General features: G+C 40.8%; 18 protein-coding genes. 13 read left to right on the forward strand and 5 right to left on the reverse strand.

Annotated features, from left to right (window positions below):
• Positions 1-60 precede the first annotated feature (60 nt).
• The 4 genes from Q4600_RS03015 to Q4600_RS03035 all read right to left on the reverse strand — a co-directional run bounded on the left by Q4600_RS03015 (position 61) and on the right by Q4600_RS03035 (position 4,215).
• Positions 61-747, reverse strand: coding sequence for a M50 family metallopeptidase (locus Q4600_RS03015; RefSeq protein WP_303514340.1), 687 nt, complete (start codon positions 745-747; stop codon positions 61-63).
• The gene (locus tag Q4600_RS03020; protein ID WP_102526253.1) at positions 740-1,186 is read right to left on the reverse strand and encodes a hypothetical protein; all 447 of its coding nucleotides are present in this window, start codon (positions 1,184-1,186) and stop codon (positions 740-742) included. Before Q4600_RS03020 ends, Q4600_RS03015 begins: the two co-directional genes overlap by 8 nt.
• A 63-nt stretch (positions 1,187-1,249) precedes the next feature.
• Positions 1,250-1,957, reverse strand: a complete 708-nt coding sequence (tsaB, locus tag Q4600_RS03025) for a tRNA (adenosine(37)-N6)-threonylcarbamoyltransferase complex dimerization subunit type 1 TsaB (RefSeq protein ID WP_102526254.1) — start codon at positions 1,955-1,957, stop codon at positions 1,250-1,252.
• 332 nt (positions 1,958-2,289) lie between these two features.
• Entirely contained in the window at positions 2,290-4,215 is a 1,926-nt protein-coding gene (locus Q4600_RS03035; protein WP_303514335.1) for an ATP-dependent DNA helicase, read from the reverse strand.
• 600 nt (positions 4,216-4,815) lie between these two features.
• Between Q4600_RS03035 and hisG the strand changes: the two genes are divergently transcribed.
• The 8 genes from hisG to hisIE all read left to right on the forward strand — a co-directional run bounded on the left by hisG (position 4,816) and on the right by hisIE (position 12,283).
• On the forward strand, positions 4,816-5,715 hold the full coding sequence (gene hisG, locus Q4600_RS03040) for an ATP phosphoribosyltransferase (RefSeq protein ID WP_102526256.1): 900 nt from the start codon (positions 4,816-4,818) through the stop codon (positions 5,713-5,715).
• Between the two features lie 82 nt (positions 5,716-5,797).
• On the forward strand, positions 5,798-7,084 hold the full coding sequence (gene hisD / locus Q4600_RS03045) for a histidinol dehydrogenase (protein WP_303514497.1): 1,287 nt from the start codon (positions 5,798-5,800) through the stop codon (positions 7,082-7,084).
• A gap of 38 nt (positions 7,085-7,122) precedes the next feature.
• On the forward strand, positions 7,123-8,190 hold the full coding sequence (gene hisC, locus Q4600_RS03050; protein WP_303514331.1) for a histidinol-phosphate transaminase: 1,068 nt from the start codon (positions 7,123-7,125) through the stop codon (positions 8,188-8,190).
• 147 nt (positions 8,191-8,337) lie between these two features.
• Positions 8,338-9,405 carry a bifunctional histidinol-phosphatase/imidazoleglycerol-phosphate dehydratase HisB gene (gene hisB, locus Q4600_RS03055; RefSeq protein WP_303514329.1) on the forward strand — a complete coding sequence of 356 codons (1,068 nt, stop codon included), beginning with the start codon at positions 8,338-8,340 and terminating at the stop codon, positions 9,403-9,405.
• 67 nt (positions 9,406-9,472) lie between these two features.
• Positions 9,473-10,099, forward strand: a complete 627-nt coding sequence (gene hisH / locus Q4600_RS03060; protein WP_303514495.1) for an imidazole glycerol phosphate synthase subunit HisH — start codon at positions 9,473-9,475, stop codon at positions 10,097-10,099.
• Positions 10,096-10,833 carry a 1-(5-phosphoribosyl)-5-[(5-phosphoribosylamino)methylideneamino]imidazole-4-carboxamide isomerase gene (gene hisA, locus Q4600_RS03065; protein WP_303514327.1) on the forward strand — a complete coding sequence of 246 codons (738 nt, stop codon included), beginning with the start codon at positions 10,096-10,098 and terminating at the stop codon, positions 10,831-10,833. Before hisH ends, hisA begins: the two co-directional genes overlap by 4 nt.
• Positions 10,815-11,588 (forward strand): imidazole glycerol phosphate synthase subunit HisF, encoded by a 774-nt coding sequence (gene hisF / locus Q4600_RS03070; RefSeq protein ID WP_248955772.1) that lies wholly within the window; start codon positions 10,815-10,817, stop codon positions 11,586-11,588. The genes hisA and hisF overlap by 19 nt, the downstream gene beginning before the upstream one ends.
• Before the next feature lie 65 nt (positions 11,589-11,653).
• Positions 11,654-12,283 carry a bifunctional phosphoribosyl-AMP cyclohydrolase/phosphoribosyl-ATP diphosphatase HisIE gene (gene hisIE, locus Q4600_RS03075; RefSeq protein ID WP_303514324.1) on the forward strand — a complete coding sequence of 210 codons (630 nt, stop codon included), beginning with the start codon at positions 11,654-11,656 and terminating at the stop codon, positions 12,281-12,283.
• A 128-nt stretch (positions 12,284-12,411) separates the two neighbouring features.
• Here the strand turns inward: hisIE and Q4600_RS03080 are convergent, their stop codons facing one another.
• A complete protein-coding gene (locus tag Q4600_RS03080) occupies positions 12,412-12,858 on the reverse strand; it encodes a DUF4826 family protein (RefSeq protein WP_102526263.1) in 447 nt (148 codons plus the stop codon).
• A 263-nt stretch (positions 12,859-13,121) separates the two neighbouring features.
• On the opposite strand from Q4600_RS03080, the gene Q4600_RS03085 reads away from it, so the two are divergent.
• The 5 genes from Q4600_RS03085 to Q4600_RS03105 all read left to right on the forward strand — a co-directional run bounded on the left by Q4600_RS03085 (position 13,122) and on the right by Q4600_RS03105 (position 18,227).
• Positions 13,122-14,153: a Glu/Leu/Phe/Val dehydrogenase dimerization domain-containing protein gene (locus tag Q4600_RS03085; protein WP_303514320.1), complete on the forward strand. Its 1,032-nt coding sequence runs from the start codon at positions 13,122-13,124 to the stop codon at positions 14,151-14,153.
• Positions 14,154-14,398: 245 nt separating this feature from the next.
• A complete protein-coding gene (locus tag Q4600_RS03090) occupies positions 14,399-15,301 on the forward strand; it encodes a UDP-2,3-diacylglucosamine diphosphatase (RefSeq protein ID WP_303514317.1) in 903 nt (300 codons plus the stop codon).
• 75 nt (positions 15,302-15,376) lie between these two features.
• On the forward strand, positions 15,377-17,113 hold the full coding sequence (locus Q4600_RS03095) for a GNAT family N-acyltransferase (protein ID WP_303514315.1): 1,737 nt from the start codon (positions 15,377-15,379) through the stop codon (positions 17,111-17,113).
• A gap of 104 nt (positions 17,114-17,217) precedes the next feature.
• The gene (locus tag Q4600_RS03100; protein ID WP_229369629.1) at positions 17,218-17,655 is read left to right on the forward strand and encodes a CBS domain-containing protein; all 438 of its coding nucleotides are present in this window, start codon (positions 17,218-17,220) and stop codon (positions 17,653-17,655) included.
• Positions 17,656-17,882: 227 nt separating this feature from the next.
• Positions 17,883-18,227 (forward strand): hypothetical protein, encoded by a 345-nt coding sequence (locus Q4600_RS03105; protein ID WP_102526268.1) that lies wholly within the window; start codon positions 17,883-17,885, stop codon positions 18,225-18,227.
• The last annotated feature ends 34 nt before the right edge of the window (positions 18,228-18,261 follow it).

The following is an 18,261-nucleotide window of genomic DNA, read 5'->3' on the forward strand; positions in this document are numbered from 1 at the left end:
TGAAGAAATTGTCTTTTAAAATCAGCAACTGATACGGCAAATGTTGCTAAGTTGATCACTCTAAACTGTTTCTGGTTTTTTGTCGTCAACTCTTCGCCAGCACATCCATAACATAAAACAACTAAACACCAACCACATGATGACCCAGAGCCAAGAAGGCAACCAAGTAAGCTGAGAAAGCTTAGCTGCATCACCTTGAGTAGATAGCCCAAATAATACCGTAGGGCTTGTCATGGCATTGAGCACAATCATAAGACCGAGCATACGCAATAAACTATTCAACCAGGCACTATGCTCGAATTTCAGCGGCAGTAATAAAAACATTGCCAGAGAAATGAGAATACCAATGGTGAGTATATCTCGCGCCCAAAACACAATAGATGCCACGACTGTTAAGCCTAGTAAACCTAAAGTAAAGCGGATTCCGGCGCGCCATGTGGCTAATAAAAATATAAGATATCCCCAAAGCGCAGCGCCAAAATAGCCACTGAAGGTGATTAATGGCGCAAAGCCACCTTGGGTGAAACACAAGCCCGCACCGTTTGGAAATAACTGGATTTGATTAACCATACCACCGGTAATAATAGCGGCTATTCCATGAGAAATTTCATGAAAGTAACTTTCAAACCATTTAAATGGGATGCTAATAAAAGGCAATTTGGTAATAAGGAATGCCACAAAAAGTTCTAGAAAAAATAACCCTTTGGACGGAATAGCAGATAAGCTTTTCGGCTTAGGTTCATGCATATAAATCAATGCCCACCATTTGTTGAATTTGATCCCGTTGAGCAGCGTGCTGATTGAGCAAGTATTCTTTTATTGCACCTTCACTGCCTTGAGAATGATGCTGATGAGCATGACTTGATGTTTGTTGATCATATTGTACTTTGGCATCAACAGCAGATTTTATCGCTGACTCATCAAAATAAAGCACTTGCTCATTATCCGGAACAAGTTGGCCATCATTTTGATTAACGTTATTAACTGCAGCGTTGGTTTTTGATTGCGCTTTAATGGCTGATATATCACTAACAGCATCTACTTGAGCTGAAGCGTTTGGCTTAATAGCCTGAGGCGCCGAACCATTACTGATTGAGAAAGGGTTATAGGAAGACAATGGCTGAACGGCCGAATACATTGATGATTGCATTGATGAGTGCATAGTTGATTGCATAGCTGGTTGCATAAATTGTCCTCCTTTGGTTAATTAACTCACGTGCACAGATTCAAAATGTGATGATAACCTAGGTTATTCTCTGCCAGGAAGCTTTTTCCAAGTCACAGTATCCCGAAGGTAAACTGGTGCTAAATCATCAACTGTCGTAGATAAACCTTGCTCAAAACCAACCTTAGCTAACTTAAGCATAGCTTCAGCATCAGGAAGTTTAATATCTGTCATGATGATTGAATCAACTTCAGCTAACAAATCTGGGTAAGCATCAAAGCCTGTGCCGCAAAGCATAATTTGTTGCTTAGGATCTAACGTAAGCGTGACTTTATCTGGGTTGGTCACATACTCTTCGTCAACCAAAGTTGCAATGCCGTCGACTGCAATAAACTGACCCCAGTAGATTTCATTCATTCTAGCGTCAATAGCGACAAAAACTTGTTTTGCATCAGCTGAGTCAATGGCCATTTGTGCCATTGTCGCTAACGTCGATATGCCAATAACAGGAATATCATGTCCTAGGGCTAAACCTTGCGTCATGCTTGTGCAGATACGGATACCAGTAAAGCTCCCAGGTCCACGGCCATATGCAATCAAGTTTACATCAGCAATTTTGATCTCGGCTTCTTTTAATACTTCATCAACCATTGGCAATAAACGCTGACTATGCTCTCTTGGTGCATTCGCTGAGCGGCTAAATCGTTGCTGCTGTTTAATTAAAGCCGCAGAACAAGATTCTGTACAAGTATCTAATGCAAGTATTGTTAAATCTGAATCAATTTGAGTCATGTAAGCCTTGTTAACCCTAGGGCCTGTTGATCTTTCAAGGTTGTTTTTGCAGCGAGTTGTTGGCCATTTATACAAGGCAGAGACTTTGTAGTGTAGTTATTCTACATAAAAAGTCGATAACGTAGTAAAAATGGCCAACAAACGCTGCCCAAGGGGTTCGATTAAAAGCGTTTTACTCTTTGTTGAATGCATCTTTGTCAATAAAAGATGCTTAGATGACTAGGCATCAACTCATCCGCCTCGATTACAACGCTTTTATTTCGAACTAAACTTAACCAGCAAAGAACAACAGGCCCTAGAATATATCTTTAAATAATGGACGATATAATAACTTATGGGATACGTTTTAAAAAGCTTAACGCGGTATCTAAATCTCGGGTACGGCTCATTGGCGGCAAAGAGTTAATAAAAGCCTCACCATATGGACGGTTCACTATACGGTTATCACACAAAATTAATACGCCGCGATCTTTTTCATCCCTTATCAAACGCCCTACTCCTTGCTTCAAACTGATCACTGCTTGAGGTAATGAAATAGTCTGAAATGGATCTTTATTACTGCGCTCTGCATTGGCGGCCCTTGCACGGTATAAGGTATCGTCAGGTGATACAAATGGCAGTTTATCAATGATCACGCAACTTAATAAACGTCCCCTAACATCAATGCCTTCCCAAAAACTGCTAGTACCCAGTAAAACCCCATTGCCGAGCTGACGGAATTTATTCAATAAGCTTTGCTTACTGGCTTGGCCTTGGACTAATAAAGGGTAATTGACCTTACGCTGCAGTGCTATTGCCACTTGCTGTAGCATGTGATGGCTAGTAAATAAAATAAAGGTACGGCCTTGCGCTGCATTAATCGCTTGAGTGCAAACATCAACGAGTTGATTGACATTAGCCGCAGATTGGCCTGATTTAGCCAGATGCCTTGGCACACAAAATAACGCCTGATTTGGGTAATCAAATGGGCTATCTAGAATAATTTGTTTTGCTTTTCCTAAACCTAATTCGTCTGCGAAATGTTTAAGCTGACGATTTACTTGCAATGTCGCTGAGGTAAAAATCCATTGGGTGTTTTTATCAAATAACTGCTGACATTGTTTGGCAATATTAATTGGCGCAACTCTCAACATGGTAAAGCGGCCACTAGGTTCAACACTGTACGCGGCGTTTTGATCATGGCATTCAAAATAGCTCTGCAAATTACCAATCAAAGTAGCAAGTTGTGTGACGATTGAATCTAATGTCTCGCTACGCCCGACATGCTCAGTGGTGACCTTCAAAATTGTCATCAGCTCGGTTAATAAGTCCCATGATTGAGTCGCAAGTGCTTTGTTCGATATGACTTGGCGCCAATCGGTCACTTCAGCTTCCAGTAACTCGTTTTGCCAATGGGATAATTTCACTAAGCTTCGCTGACTTAATTGCTCTAATTGGATGGTGTCACGCAGCTCGGTGCGATAAACATCAATCACCTGATTTAATAGACGGTCTATATCTCGCGTGGCAATTTGTTGGCCAAAATAATTAATGCAAACATCTGGCACTAAATGCGCTTCATCGAACACCACCACGTCCGCTTCAGGTAATAATTCAGCAAAGCCTGTGTCTTTTAATAAGCGATCAGCAAAAAACAAATGATGATTGACCACCACCACTTTTGCATCCTGGGCTTTAATTTTTGCTTTACGACTAAAGCAAGCATCGTAATAAGCGCACTTTTTACCCGTACAGCTTTCTTTAGTGCTAGTCACTGTGCCAATAGTGGCCGAGTTTTCAGCAACGGCAGTCAGGTTTCCAATATCACCGTCTTTGGTCATACTGGCCCACTGGTTGATCTTAATGAGTTCATCTACCACTTGAGGAGACATTTGGCTGATGTTCTGCAGGTTTTTCTCAAGCCTTAGCTGACATAAATAGTTACTGCGACCCTTTAATAAAGCAGTTTTTGGCGCGACAGAAAACATTTTCAGCAATAAGGGTAAATCTTTAAAAAATAATTGCTCTTGAAGGTTTTTACTGCCGGTACTGATGATAACTTGTTTGCCACTCAATAATGCAGGGATCAGATAAGCATAAGTTTTACCAACACCAGTACCCGCTTCTAAAATGAGATTGTGCTTATTAGCGACGGCATCACTCACCGCCATTGCCATATCAAACTGGCTCTGTCTTGGTCGGTATTGATGAATACTTTTCGCTAAAGCGCCTTCAGATGAAAAAGCTAATTCGACTTCTTTTTGCAATCTACTGCTCACAATTAACTCTTAAAGATGAACTCATTGGTACCACTTTTTATCGGATTATCAGACTAACGGCTTTTATCTATCATATTATCTATGTAATTAGCACGCTTAACAATTCAAATACTAGGTAACATTAAATATTAAGTTGAATTAACGAGTAAGACTAAGTTTGAAATTAACTTTCTTACTTTCATTTTCTTTATAAAATTTTCACAATAAAAGCTGTCGATATATCAGCAGTGTTTCGCTTACTTGTATATACAAACAGAACAAAAATAAGTCTAAAAATCATACTGATATAAGTTATATTTTTTATTTTAAAAAAAATCACAATAAGTCTTTATTCTGTATTGCAAACAAATTTAAAAGGGGTTAGATTGTTTGTAATGAAATTACACAAGCTAATTTAAAGAGAATTTATTATGTTCATCCGAATCGATACAAACCATCATCATCACCATTTGCGGTAGCCTTCGGATGCTCACTGCCGGAGGACTATTTCCTTCAGGCGGTTGTAAAAAAATACACAAACCCCTGAAAGAAATTTCAGGGGTTTTTTAGTTTTTAGGCTTAAATTATTGTTTTTATATTAAATTTATTAGGGGTTACACCATGAGCGAAAATAACAGACTGCGTATTGCGATTCAAAAATCTGGTCGACTATCAAAAGAGTCACAAAAATTACTGAAAAGTTGTGGCGTTAAATTCAATGTGAATGAGCAACGACTCATCGTTCACGCTGACAATATGCCAATCGATTTACTACGTGTACGTGATGATGACATTCCAGGTTTAGTCATGGATGGTGTCGTTGATTTAGGTATTATTGGCGAGAATGTTCTCGAAGAAGAACAAATTGAACGCCAAACTTTAGGCAAGCCAGCTGAGTGTGTAAAACTGCGTGAATTAGACTTTGGTGCTTGTCGCTTATCATTAGCCGTACCAAATGAGTTTAGCTATGAAAATGCCAGCTCACTTGAAGGACTTCGCATTGCCACTTCATACCCTAACCTGCTTCGCCGCTATATGCAGGAAAAAGGCATTAACTACAGTGACTGTATGTTAAAAGGCTCTGTTGAAGTCGCACCGCGTGCGGGTCTGTCTGATGGGATTTGCGATTTAGTTTCAACAGGTGCAACCCTTGAAGCCAATGGATTGTACGAAACTGACGTTATCTACCAATCAATGGCTTGTATTATCCAGTCAGCTGAAGAGCAAGAGCCCGGTAAACAAGCATTAATCGATAAAATCTTATCTCGCATGAACGGCGTAGTTCGTGCCCGCGAAAGTAAGTACATCTTATTGCACGCACCTAGAGAAACATTAGATCAAATTGTAGCCCTACTGCCAGGTGCTGAAAACCCAACGGTTTTACCACTTAACGATGATACTGATCGCGTCGCAATTCACGCAGTTAGCACAGAAGATTTATTCTGGGACACAATGGAAGAGTTAACGGCGCTCGGTGCCAGCTCAATTCTAGTGATGCCAATTGAAAAAATGGCTGGCTAGTTTTAATAAATCATCAGCAGATAAAAATACTAGCGTTAACGAAATAGCAGTAGCGGAGCGGTAAATGCAAATCAAACAATCAATGCAAATACTTAATTGGGATCAATTAAGCCAACAAGCACAGCAGCAAGCGTTACTTCGCTCGCCTTTGATTGGTGACAACAGTGTTGAACAGTCTGTACGTGACATCATCAATACCGTCGTTGCAGATGGAGATGAAGCACTTAAGCAGTATAGCCAACGTTTTGATGGTATTAATGTTTCATCTTTGGGTTTATCGGCACTTGAGATAGAACAAGCTTGTGAAAGAGTCAGTAATGACGTTAAACAAGCAGTTGCAAATGCGGTTAGCAATATCGAGACATTTCACCAGGCACAGGCTTTCAAAGCTATTGATGTGGAAACTCAGCCGGGTATTCGCTGCGAACTTCGCTCTGAAGCGATTGAAAAAGTGGGTTTGTATATTCCTGGTGGCAGTGCTCCGTTGATTTCTACCGTCATGATGCTAGCACTACCCGCAAGAATTGCAGGTTGTGAGCAAAGAGTGCTAGTAAGCCCACCACCCATCAATGATGCGATTGTTTACGCAGCCAAAGTGTGTGGTATTACTGAGATCTATCAAGTGGGCGGTGCTCAAGCGATTGCCGCGCTGGCTTTTGGTACGGAATCAGTTCCTGCAGTCGATAAAATATTCGGACCAGGAAACCGTTTTGTTACCGAAGCTAAACGTTTAGTATCGCAAGATGGTCGCTGTAGTGTCGCCATTGATATGCCAGCAGGGCCATCAGAAGTACTCGTCATTGCAGATGAGAAATCAAACCCTGCATTTATCGCAGCCGATTTATTGTCTCAGGCAGAGCACGGCCCAGACTCGCAAGTGATGTTAGTAACTGAATCAGCCAATATCGCCGATGCGGTCAATGTTGAACTAGAAAAACAGCTTGCTGAACTTTCTCGCCAAGATATTGCAGCAGAAGCCTTAAGTTGTAGCCGCACTATTTTAGTGAAAGACATGACTGAAGCTGCGATGGTTTCAAACCTATACGGCCCTGAACATTTAATTATTCAGACTGAAAACCCAAGAGCCATTTTAGCCAATATACGTGCTGCCGGTAGTGTGTTTTTAGGGGCATATACACCTGAGTCTGTTGGTGATTATGCCAGTGGCACAAACCATGTATTACCGACATATGGCTACAGCCGCAGTGTTTCAAGTTTATCGCTCGCTGATTTCTCGCGCCGCTTCACGGTACAAGAGCTCACCCCACAAGGTTTACAAAGCTTAGGGGAAACAGTCATGGTATTAGCTGAAAACGAACTACTTGATGCACATAAAAATGCCGTAGCCATTAGACTGGCTTCGTTATAAACACATACATCACCACTGGTTAAATAAAGAAGAAGATAATGGCTAATTCCATAAAGCAAAACAGCGAATTAACACTCGCACAAAGGCTCGCTAGACCTGAGTTACTTGATCTTACGCCTTATGAAAGCGCAAGACGTATTGGTGGTCGTGGTGATGTATGGATTAATGCTAATGAATCACCTTTTAATAATAGTGAACTCAATAAACTTAATCGTTACCCTGAATGCCAGCCTGAAAGTTTGATAAAAGCATACAGTGAATATTCGGGCGTGGCAGCAAAGTCAATTGTTTCAACTCGTGGCGCAGATGAAGGCATTGAACTTCTTATTCGAGCTTTTTGCACCCCAGCAAAAGACAGTATTGCCTGTTTCGGGCCCACTTATGGTATGTATGCCATCAGTGCCAAAACCGTGAATGTTGATGTTATTAATTTATCGTTAACTGATGAATATCAACTACCTAATGGTTTTTCAGAGCAAACTGCGGGTGCCAAAGTTGTCTTTATTTGTAATCCGAATAACCCTACGGGTACCATCATTAGCAAACAAGACATTGAACAGGCTATTGCCGCTATGCCTAATGCTATTGTGGTTATCGATGAAGCGTACATTGAATTTTCAGCTGAGTATTCAGTCGCGGATTTAATCGAGAAATACCCAAACCTTGTGGTGCTAAGAACCCTATCTAAAGCCTTTGCACTTGCAGGTGCGCGTTGTGGATTTTTAATGGCAAACACTGACATTATCGATTTAATCATGCGCGTCATCGCCCCTTACCCTGTGCCACTACCTGTATCTGAAGTGGCAGAAAAAGCGTTATCAACCCAGGGGGTTGAATTAATGCGTCAGCAAGTGAGTCTATTAGCTGAGCAAGGTAAACGCTTAAGCCAAGCGCTTGAAGCTTACGGTGCCAAAGTGCTACCCGCTAATGGCAACTTTGTGTTAGCAGAATTTACTAGCACAGATGCAGTCAGCCAATCGCTGCAGCAGGCTGGGATAGTCGCAAGAGCATATAAAGATGTACGTTTAAAAAATCGAATTCGTTTTAGTTTCAGTCAAGAATCAGATACCGATAGGCTCATTGCCATCTTTAGTAAAAACAAATAATAGCGTTATCAGGGCTCGAGTTAGGGCATAAATTAAGGCATAAGATAGTGCTGTATACAGCAGTAAACAGCAGTAAACCTTAATGTTTAACCTCGTGAGAACGTCACTGATAACCATACAGAATGACAAAAAATTTAAGGAAGTCCCATGAAGCAGAAAATATTGTTTATTGATAGAGATGGCACATTAGTCGAAGAACCGGCAATTGATAAGCAATTAGATAAATTAGAAAAACTTGTCTTTGAACCGCAAGTAATTCCGTCATTGTTAAAATTACAAAATGCGGGCTTTCGTCTAGTCATGGTCTCAAACCAAGATGGTTTAGGCACAGACTCTTTCCCACAAGCTGACTTTGATGCACCACATAATATGATGATGCAAATATTTGAAAGCCAAGGGGTTAAATTTGATGACGTGGTCATTTGTCCACATTTTGACCATGAAAATTGCAGCTGCCGTAAACCTAAACTTGGCTTAGTTAAAGATTACTTAACCCAAGGTAAAGTCGATTTTACCACTTCAGCAGTCATTGGCGATCGCCATACCGATGTTGAACTGGCTAATGCAATGGGCATTGCCAGCTTTCAATATCAACGTGAAAGCTTAGATTGGTTAGCCATTACCGATGCCCTGCTAAATAAAGGACGCACCAGTGAAGTGGTACGTACGACCAAAGAAACTGATATCAAAGTTAACATTAACCTAGACGACACCAGCAAAGGCAAAATTGATACTGGCATTGGCTTTTTTGACCATATGCTTGATCAAATCCAAACCCACGGTAATTTCAAAATGGACGTGAGTGTTGATGGTGATTTAGAAATTGATGATCACCACAGTGTTGAAGATACCGCACTCGCTATTGGTGATGCACTACGTCAAGCATTAGGCGATAAACGAGGCATTGCGCGCTTTGGTTTTAGCTTGCCGATGGATGAAGCAAACGGTGAATGTCTAATGGATATCTCTGGTCGCCCACTCATCAAGTTCAATGCACAATTTGACCGAGAAATGGTAGGTGAAATGGCCACTGAAATGGTGCCACACTTTTTCCGTTCATTCGCAGATGGTCTTCGTTGTACCCTGCACATCAGTACTGAAGGTGATAACGATCACCACAAGGTTGAAGCCTTGTTTAAAGTGTTAGGTAGAACACTGCGTCAAGCGGTTAAAGTCGAGGGTGATATTTTACCTTCAAGTAAAGGTGTTCTTTAAGGTTGTACAAATGACAAACTCAACGACAACAGACAATGGTTTAAGTAGGGTGAATAATGTGAGTGCTGTGAATCAAGCAAACACGACTGTGATTCTTGATACAGGCTGTGCAAATTTAAGCTCTGTAAGATTCGCTTTCGAGCGTTTACAAGCCAATGTCATTGTATCTGCCGATCATCAAGTGATTAAATCTGCCGCACGTGTAGTTTTACCAGGTGTTGGTACAGCAGGTGCTGCTATGGATGCGTTAGTGAACCGTGACTTAGTCACAATTATTAATAGCCTAACTCAGCCTGTGATGGGCGTATGTTTAGGCATGCAGATGCTAGCAGAGAAATCCAATGAACATGGCGGGCGTACGGATAGTGATATCGAGTGCTTAGGCTTGATTCCTACGCAAATAAATGACTTAGACAGTCAAGGCTTGCCATTACCTCATATGGGCTGGAATCAAATCTCAGTCTCAGACCACCCTCTTTTTGATGGTATTGAAGATGGTAGCTATGTGTACTTTGTCCATAGTTTTAAAGCGCCAATCAGTGAATACACGATTGCCACATCACAATACGGTGAATCATTTAGTGCTGCCATCGGTAAAGATAACTTCTTCGGGGTGCAATTTCATCCAGAGAAAAGTGCCGCTATCGGCTCAAAAATATTACAGAATTTTCTGAACATGGGGAGCCAAGCATGATTATTCCAGCAATTGATTTGATCGATGGCCAAGTTGTACGTTTATATCAAGGTGATTATCAACAAAAAACGACCTTTGATTTAAGCCCTTTAGCACAGCTGCAATCATATGAAGCTCAAGGTGCTAAGTTACTTCATATTGTGGACTTAACCGGTGCTAAAAATCCTGAAAAACGTCAAATCAAACTGATTTCAGAATTAGCAGCAGGACTTAACACTGACATTCAAGTCGGTGGTGGGATCCGCAGTGAGCAGCAAGTTAAAGAATTACTCGATATTGGCGTTAAGCGTGTCGTTATCGGATCGCTTGCGGTTAAAGAACCTGAACTGGTTAAAAGCTGGTTTGTGAAATACGGTAGCGATGCGATTTGTTTAGCATTAGATGTGAACATTAATGAGCAAGGTGAAAAAATTGTCGCAGTTTCTGGTTGGCAAACTGGAGGCGGCAAGTCACTTGAAACCCTTGTGAGCGAATTTGGTACAGTTGGACTGAAACATGCTTTAGTCACCGATATTAGCCGTGATGGTACCCTTCAAGGGGCAAACACTGTTTTATATCAAGAGCTTGCAAGCACATATCCAGGAATTAATTGGCAGGCATCTGGTGGCATTGCCACACTTGATGATGTTGCAGCGGTAAGAAACAGCAAAGCTAACGGTATCATTATTGGCAAAGCCTTATTAATTGAGAACTTTACTGTTGCGGAGGCAATTGCATGTTGGCCAAACGTTTAGTCCCTTGTCTTGATGTCCGTGACGGTCAAGTTGTTAAAGGTGTGCAGTTTCGTAACCATGAAATCATTGGTGACATTGAGCCATTAGCCGCAAGATACGCGCTCGAAGGCGCCGATGAATTAGTATTTTACGATATCACTGCCAGTGCCCACGACAGAGTCATTGATAAATCTTGGGTGAGTCGTGTTGCAGCACAAATTGATATTCCATTTTGTGTTGCTGGCGGGATTAAAACTATCGAACAAGCCAGACAAATGCTGGCTTATGGGGCGGATAAAATTTCAATTAACTCCCCTGCACTTAGCGACCCTAGCTTGATTTCGCGCTTACAAGATGAGTTCGGCCGTCAATGTATCGTGATAGGCATTGATTCATTTTATGACGCCGAGTCAGACAGTTATAAGGTCAAACAATTTACCGGTGACGAGGCTGCGACCAAAGATACGCAATGGTTTACCCAAGATTGGGTTGAAGAAGTGCAAAAGCGAGGTTGCGGTGAAATCGTACTCAATGTGATGAACCAAGATGGCGTTCGTGGTGGTTATGATATTAAACAGCTCAGCATTGTCAGAGCGATATGTGATGTGCCATTAATTGCTTCTGGCGGCGCAGGAACCATGGCGCACTTTAAAGAAGTGTTTGAACAAGCCAATGTTGATGCAGCACTTGCCGCTAGCGTATTTCACAAAGGCATAATTGATATCAATGAGTTAAAGAAATACTTAGCCAATGAGAATATTGCGATACGTCTATAATTAAATATAGTCATTTAAACGCAACTAAATAAGACAGATGTGCTAATTAACAAGAGAAAAGAATAATGACACAATCTTCAACAGTAAAATTTGACACTTCAGAACTGGCTTGGGATAAACAAGACAACATGCTCCCTGCCGTTGTTCAGAATCACCTGACTGGCAAGGTGCTCATGTTGGGTTATATGGATAGGGCCGCTTTAGAACATACCTTAGCCACAGGAAAAGTCACCTTTTATAGTCGTTCAAAACAACGTTTATGGACTAAAGGTGAAACCTCTGGGAACACGTTAGATCTAGTGGCTATTGATAAAGACTGTGATAATGACAGCTTGCTGGTACAAGTCATTCCAAATGGTCCAACTTGTCACACTGGCACTGAAAGTTGCTGGCCTGACGGCAACGCACATTCGTTTATCGATAACTTAACCAATGTGATCATTTCTCGCAAAGGACAAAGTGCAGATTCAAGTTACACCGCTTCTTTATTTGAACGAGGTACTAAACGAATTGCGCAAAAAGTCGGTGAAGAAGGCTTAGAAACAGCCTTAGCTGCAGCAACTCATGATAAAGAAGAGTTGATTAATGAAGCCTCTGATTTGATGTATCACTTGATTGTTTTGTTAGAAGATCAGCAACTTTCTATGGCTGAAGTTAACCAGAATTTAATGCAGCGTCATTTGAACAGTAAATAACGCTTTAATTCATTCATAGGTGCATACATCTATATGAAGATAAATCCGTTAGACATAAAAAAGGCACCTTAAGGTGCCTTTATTGTTCGCTAACATTCATTTGTTAACTTAAAAGTTTGTTGTCAAAGCTAGGCTTGACCTTCCCACAACTTTTCATCATTTTGCATTTTGTAAAGGCTCTCTGCACGAGATACCAATAAATTAGCAAATTTTAGTTGGGTTTCATCACGTGTCGCGCCTGACTTATGCAGGTTCTCAGCTTTTAACTGCCACATCATTGAAAAATGACGAATTGCTTCACGTGCAGTACCCGCTACTTTCACGTCGACATAATCTGAAGGTAAGTCACCAGACATAACCCAGAACGTTTGTTTAGTCGGTTGCTTAGATTCCATTTTCCAAATAGCGAGGTAAGGCACAAGGTAACGGCTTTCATCAGCAAGTACTTTAGACGGGATGACCCCTTTCTCAGCAAGGAAACGATTGGCTTTTTGAAATTGCGCTTGGACCCATTGTTGTCTTTGCACTTCTGGATCGGGTTGTTCTACTTTAGGCTCAGCCACTGATTCGGTCATTCTTTCTTCCTATTTTATTGTTATATTTGCCATCATAAAAATAACATCAACACCTATAAAAAGGTGACAAATGTAACGAAACGCATAAAAAGTTTACGTTTACGTAAAGTGGCAAGCTAAATTGCCACGTAGATCACAAAATTATATGAATCTATCTTTGTTGAGAGTATCGCTAAATGCTATCGTTCTGCAATAAATAATAACAAGCAGTCGTTATCCCGTATAACTCTAACGACTATTTTATCGCACAGCGGAGATCACCAGTGGCTTTATTTAATCATGTATCGTTTGATAACCACGAACAAGTCGTTTTTTGTCACGATGAAGAAAGTGGCTTAAAAGCAATCATTGCAATTCATAACACTAACCTCGGCCCTGCCGTAGGTGGTTGTCGTATGTGGAACTACGATTCAGATGATGAAGCAGTAAACGATGTATTACGCCTCTCGCGCGGCATGACATACAAAAATGCCCTTGCAGGTTTAACTATGGGTGGCGGTAAGTCAGTGATTATTGCCGATCCTAAAACAACAGATCGTGAAGCGCTATTCCGTGCATTTGGCCGTTGCATTCATACACTTGGCGGCAAGTACTTTTCAGCTGAAGATGTGGGTGTTTCAACTGCAGATATCATGATTGCACATCAAGAAACGCCTTACATGGCAGGTCTTGAAGGTAAAAGTGGCGATCCTTCTCCTTTCACAGCTTTAGGAACTTACTTAGGCATCAAAGCAGCCGTTAAGCATCAACGCGGTATTGATAGTCTTAAAGGTCTTAAGATTTCAATTCAAGGCGTGGGTCACGTAGGTTACTACTTATGTAAGCATTTGCATGAAGAAGGCGCTGAACTTATCGTTACCGATATTCACCAAGCATCTTTAGATAAAGTGGCGACAGAATTTGGTGCGACAGTCGTTGCTCCACAAGATATCTATAGCCAAGATGTTGATGTATATGCACCTTGTGCACTTGGCGCTACGATTAATGACACGACTATCCCACAGTTGAAAGCAACGATTGTTGCTGGTTGCGCGAACAACCAACTAGCCGAAGTTCGTCATGGTGAAATCCTGAAAGATAAAGGCATTTTATACGCTCCAGATTACGTGATTAATGCTGGCGGTATTATTAATGTCTCTTTCGAAAGTGATTATGATGCGGCTAAATCAAGCGCAAAAGTAGAAGAAATCTACACCACCTTAATCAAAATTTTTGATGAAGCTGAAAAAGATAACCGTACAACAGGTGATGTTGCAGATGACATGGCTCGCGCCATCATTAACGCAGCAAAATAATCTGGTTATTCGAAACGAGTTAAAAATGAAAGGGAGTCACTAAACAGTGACTCCCTTTTTTATGTCTATTAATAATAGCGTTAGCAGATTTCTATTCACTGCAAATCATTTAAAACGCTTAATTCATCACCTATTGCCAACCTGTTGTTTTATAAAGTTTGTCACCGATTTGACATACTATCGTCATCTGTTATTCAAAAACGTCCCATAAGCTAGCCTTGAAATCCATATTCAGGGAAGCGTCAATGTCTCAAAGTCATGTTGATAACAAAGCAAACTTTAATCCATTCTCTGAAGCGATAACTGCCAATGGTCGATCGCTTCCTCCTGAAAACATAAAACAACTGTTCAATGCCCTTTGGTTATCAGATATTCATTTAGGCAGTGTTGATTGTAAGGCTGAATTTCTGCTGAATTTACTGACTCAAACAAAAGCAGCGCAAATTTACTTAGTCGGCGACGTTATTGATATTTGGGCACTGAAGCGGAAAGTTTACTGGCCAGAAACCCATAACCTCGTCTTACAAAAATTACTCCAGCTGGCCAAAGATGGCACTCAGATAAAATATATCCCTGGTAACCACGATGAAGCCTTTAAGTCTTATACCGACTTTCATTTGTGGGGAATAACCATGGCAAATGAATATATCCATGAATGCATCACAGGCGAAAAAATCTTAATGCTTCATGGCGACCAGTTTGACTCTGAAGTTTGTGTTAGCCGTGCGTATGCCAAATTAGGGGACCATTTATACGACGTATTACTGTTCCTTAACCGTAAATTACATCAAATCAGACACGCTTATGGCTTTCCATACTGGTCACTAGCAAGTTACGTCAAACTGCGGGTCAACAAAGCACAACATGCGATAGAAATGTACCGAGATGCCGTTTTACGTTATGCCAAAACTCATCAGGTACAAGCGGTTGTTTGCGGTCATATTCATCAACCTGAATTGTCACTTCACGATGACATTGTTTACGCCAACGACGGTGACTGGGTTGAAAACTGCACCTTAATAGCAGAAACCTTCAGCGGTCAATTACAACTATTACGTTGGAGTGACGAAGCATCCACCACCAAAGTCATTAAACAATTCCAACTTAACGTGCAGCCAAGCAGTGAATTTAAGCAGAAAGTCGCTTAACCAATACTGTTAGCGAACTAAATGTGAGTTAAGTAAAACCGCTTTTAGGCATTGATAACAACAAAGGTCATCAAAATGATTTTTTCCGTAGAGAACGTAGTTCAGCAGAACTTACCCAAACTGAACCAAACCCCATGGCTTGCGATGCCCACTAAGGCCATGCTACGTTACTTACTTAATGAAAAGCAGTGCAATGATATAGCCGCTGAATTTGCATATTTAAAAGGCGTTGATTTTGTTGAGCACGTTCTGGAGTGTTTTGACTTTAATTATTCAGTGCCAAGTAATGAAATCGAAAACATTCCCATTGAAGGTCGAGTGGTGATCTACGCCAACCACCCTATCGGTTCACTCGACGCACTGGCATTAATAAAACTCATTAGTAAAGTCAGACCCGATATTAAAGTGGTAGCAAACGAGTTATTAATGGCATTAGAACCCATGCATTCCTTATTGTTGCCTGTTAATAACATGTCTGGTGGAACCCCAAGGCAACATCTTGAAAATATACACCTTCATCTCAAAAGTGAAGGTGCAGTTCTGATTTTTCCATCTGGAGAAGTATCACGGTTACGACCTTCTGGCGTGACTGACTTAAAGTGGCATTCAGGCTTCTTAAAAATGGCTAACACTTGCAATGCACCTTTGTTACCCATATTCGTTGATGCTAAAAACTCAGCAGCGTTTTACGGCGCATCGATGATTTACAAACCCCTTGCGAGCTTAATGCTGGTCAAAGAGATGTTTAAACAAGCCAAGCGAACTATGCCTGTTCGTATTGGGCAATTGATCCCCAAAGAAGCCATAACCAGCAATGACTTTTCCCGTAAAACCAAAGTACAGTTGCTTAAGAATCATCTTTATCGGATTGGTAAAAACCGCAGCCCGCTTTTTGCTACACAAAACGCAATAGCTCATCCTGAGTCGCGAAGTGAGTTGCAACAAGCGCTGCAGCAGTGTGAGTTACTGGGTGAGACTAACGACAACAAACAGATATTTTTATATCAGCACCATCATTGCAGCCCAATCATGCGTGAAATTGGCAGATTACGTGAAATCGCTTTTCGCGCGGTCGGCGAAGGCAGCGGTAATCGCCGCGATAACGATCAATACGATCCTTACTATCAGCACTTAGTGTTGTGGGATAAAGATGCATTGGAAATTGTCGGCTCATACCGATTCGCCAGTGCTAAGAAAGTCCATGAAGAACAAGGCCCAGAAAAGCTATATAGCCAGTCATTATTTAAGTATTCAGATGAGTTTGCGCCATATTTTGAAAGCGGACTTGAGCTAGGTAGAAGTTTTGTACAACCTAAATATTGGGGTAAACGGAGTCTTGATTATTTATGGTTAGGGATTGGCGCTTATTTAGCTAAAAACCCGCAATTTAGATATTTATTTGGCCCTGTGTCGATTAGCGACCAATTACCTGAGCAAGCCAAAGAAATGATGGTGCATTTTTACCAGCAACACTTTTCAATGCCAAACGAACTGGCACAATCTAATAGCCCCTATCAGTTCACAGATGAACGTCTACACCAACTGAACGGTTTATATCAGGATAATGATTACTCAAGCTGTTTTAAGGTGTTAAAGCACACCTTGGCGAACATGGGCGCTGCAGTGCCTCCGCTTTATAAGCAATATGGTGAACTTTGCCAAGATGATGGTGTTAAGTTTCTCGATTTTGGTATTGATACTGACTTCGGCAATTGTATTGACGGACTGGTTTTGGTGGATGTTCATGCTCTTAAGCCTAAAAAACGTCAGCGCTACATCGATTATCACTCAAAGACTAAAAATATCGACTAGCAGCGACTTTTTATATGGTTTGAATACCGCAAATAAAGGCTGTGATGATTTGTTCACTTTACAATTGTCTGATATAAATAGATTAATTGAAAAGGAGGATCATCATGGTCACAATTGAGCAAATAATGAGCCCGAGAGTGGTCACCATTGAAATGGATGACCGCATTAGCACAGCAAAAGAAATATTTGATAATGTGCCTTTTCATCATTTAGTGGTGCTTGATGAAAACAAAACCATTTCAGGCATTTTAGCCCGTACTGATTTGCTCAATGCTCTCAGCCCTAATTTAGGCACAGCAGCAGAGCTCACCAGAGACATTGAGACCCTCAATAAACGCGTTCATCAGGTGATGGCTCACGGGCCAATTACTATTACCCCGTCATTAGATATCCAAAGTGCATCGCAATTAATGCTTAGTAAAGGCATTACCTGTTTCCCTGTTCTACAAGATGATGAGTTAGTTGGGATCGTCAGCTGGCGAGACTTGCTTGGACACTATTGCGGCTTGGTAAAAGTGGATAACAATAAGGCTGAGAATTAAAATTAAGCCTATGATTTTAAGACGTTAAATATAATATCACTATCAAAAGCCAGATACTTTATCTACTAGTTCAAAAGTAAATTTTGTCAATTAAAAATAATTAAAATAAAATCTTTAATCTCAACAAACACATACCGATCGATTCAAAAAAACTTCATTTTTCTCGCTGGAAAACGTCACATTTGTCTGCTTACCTTAAGGTAGGTTCACAAGCCAAGGAGATGTTTATGACGAGTTTCAAATATCAATTAAATCAGGAAAAGATTGAATTGCTGGCTAGTGACTGGATCGGATTAGAACGTGTTTTAGTTAATGACAAAATCGTGTCGACTAAGGTTAATTTTGGACAACGTAGTACCCATAAAATTGAGCTTAAAAGCGGTAAACCCTGTCGATTACAATTACTTATTGACCCTCAAACAGAACAACTTACCTGTCGGCTTTATAAGCAAAATCAGTTGATCGCAAGCTTGAAGCAAGGAAAGCAGAGCTTATTGAGTAGCAAAACGTTTTTTGAAGCCACAATGATGCTCGCATGTATGAGTAGTCTAGGGCTTTATTGGATCAGTTAACTTAGTGACTTCAATTAATATGTTTTAAATAACA

The organism is Shewanella sp. 2_MG-2023, assembly GCF_030548905.1.
GTDB classification, from domain to species: Bacteria; Pseudomonadota; Gammaproteobacteria; order Enterobacterales; family Shewanellaceae; genus Shewanella; species Shewanella electrodiphila.

Coding starts and splice junctions, on each gene's coding strand:
- Q4600_RS03020 (WP_102526253.1), bottom strand. CDS start 1,186: ATGCAACCAGCTATGCAATCAACTATGCACTCATCAATGCAATCATCA.
- Q4600_RS03095 (WP_303514315.1), top strand. CDS start 15,377: ATGATTTTTTCCGTAGAGAACGTAGTTCAGCAGAACTTACCCAAACTG.
- Q4600_RS03105 (WP_102526268.1), top strand. CDS start 17,883: ATGACGAGTTTCAAATATCAATTAAATCAGGAAAAGATTGAATTGCTG.
- Q4600_RS03090 (WP_303514317.1), top strand. CDS start 14,399: ATGTCTCAAAGTCATGTTGATAACAAAGCAAACTTTAATCCATTCTCT.
- hisD (WP_303514497.1), top strand. CDS start 5,798: ATGCAAATACTTAATTGGGATCAATTAAGCCAACAAGCACAGCAGCAA.
- hisC (WP_303514331.1), top strand. CDS start 7,123: ATGGCTAATTCCATAAAGCAAAACAGCGAATTAACACTCGCACAAAGG.
- Q4600_RS03080 (WP_102526263.1), bottom strand. CDS start 12,858: ATGACCGAATCAGTGGCTGAGCCTAAAGTAGAACAACCCGATCCAGAA.
- Q4600_RS03100 (WP_229369629.1), top strand. CDS start 17,218: ATGGTCACAATTGAGCAAATAATGAGCCCGAGAGTGGTCACCATTGAA.
- hisF (WP_248955772.1), top strand. CDS start 10,815: ATGTTGGCCAAACGTTTAGTCCCTTGTCTTGATGTCCGTGACGGTCAA.
- hisIE (WP_303514324.1), top strand. CDS start 11,654: ATGACACAATCTTCAACAGTAAAATTTGACACTTCAGAACTGGCTTGG.
- Q4600_RS03015 (WP_303514340.1), bottom strand. CDS start 747: ATGCATGAACCTAAGCCGAAAAGCTTATCTGCTATTCCGTCCAAAGGG.
- hisB (WP_303514329.1), top strand. CDS start 8,338: ATGAAGCAGAAAATATTGTTTATTGATAGAGATGGCACATTAGTCGAA.
- tsaB (WP_102526254.1), bottom strand. CDS start 1,957: ATGACTCAAATTGATTCAGATTTAACAATACTTGCATTAGATACTTGT.
- hisG (WP_102526256.1), top strand. CDS start 4,816: ATGAGCGAAAATAACAGACTGCGTATTGCGATTCAAAAATCTGGTCGA.
- hisA (WP_303514327.1), top strand. CDS start 10,096: ATGATTATTCCAGCAATTGATTTGATCGATGGCCAAGTTGTACGTTTA.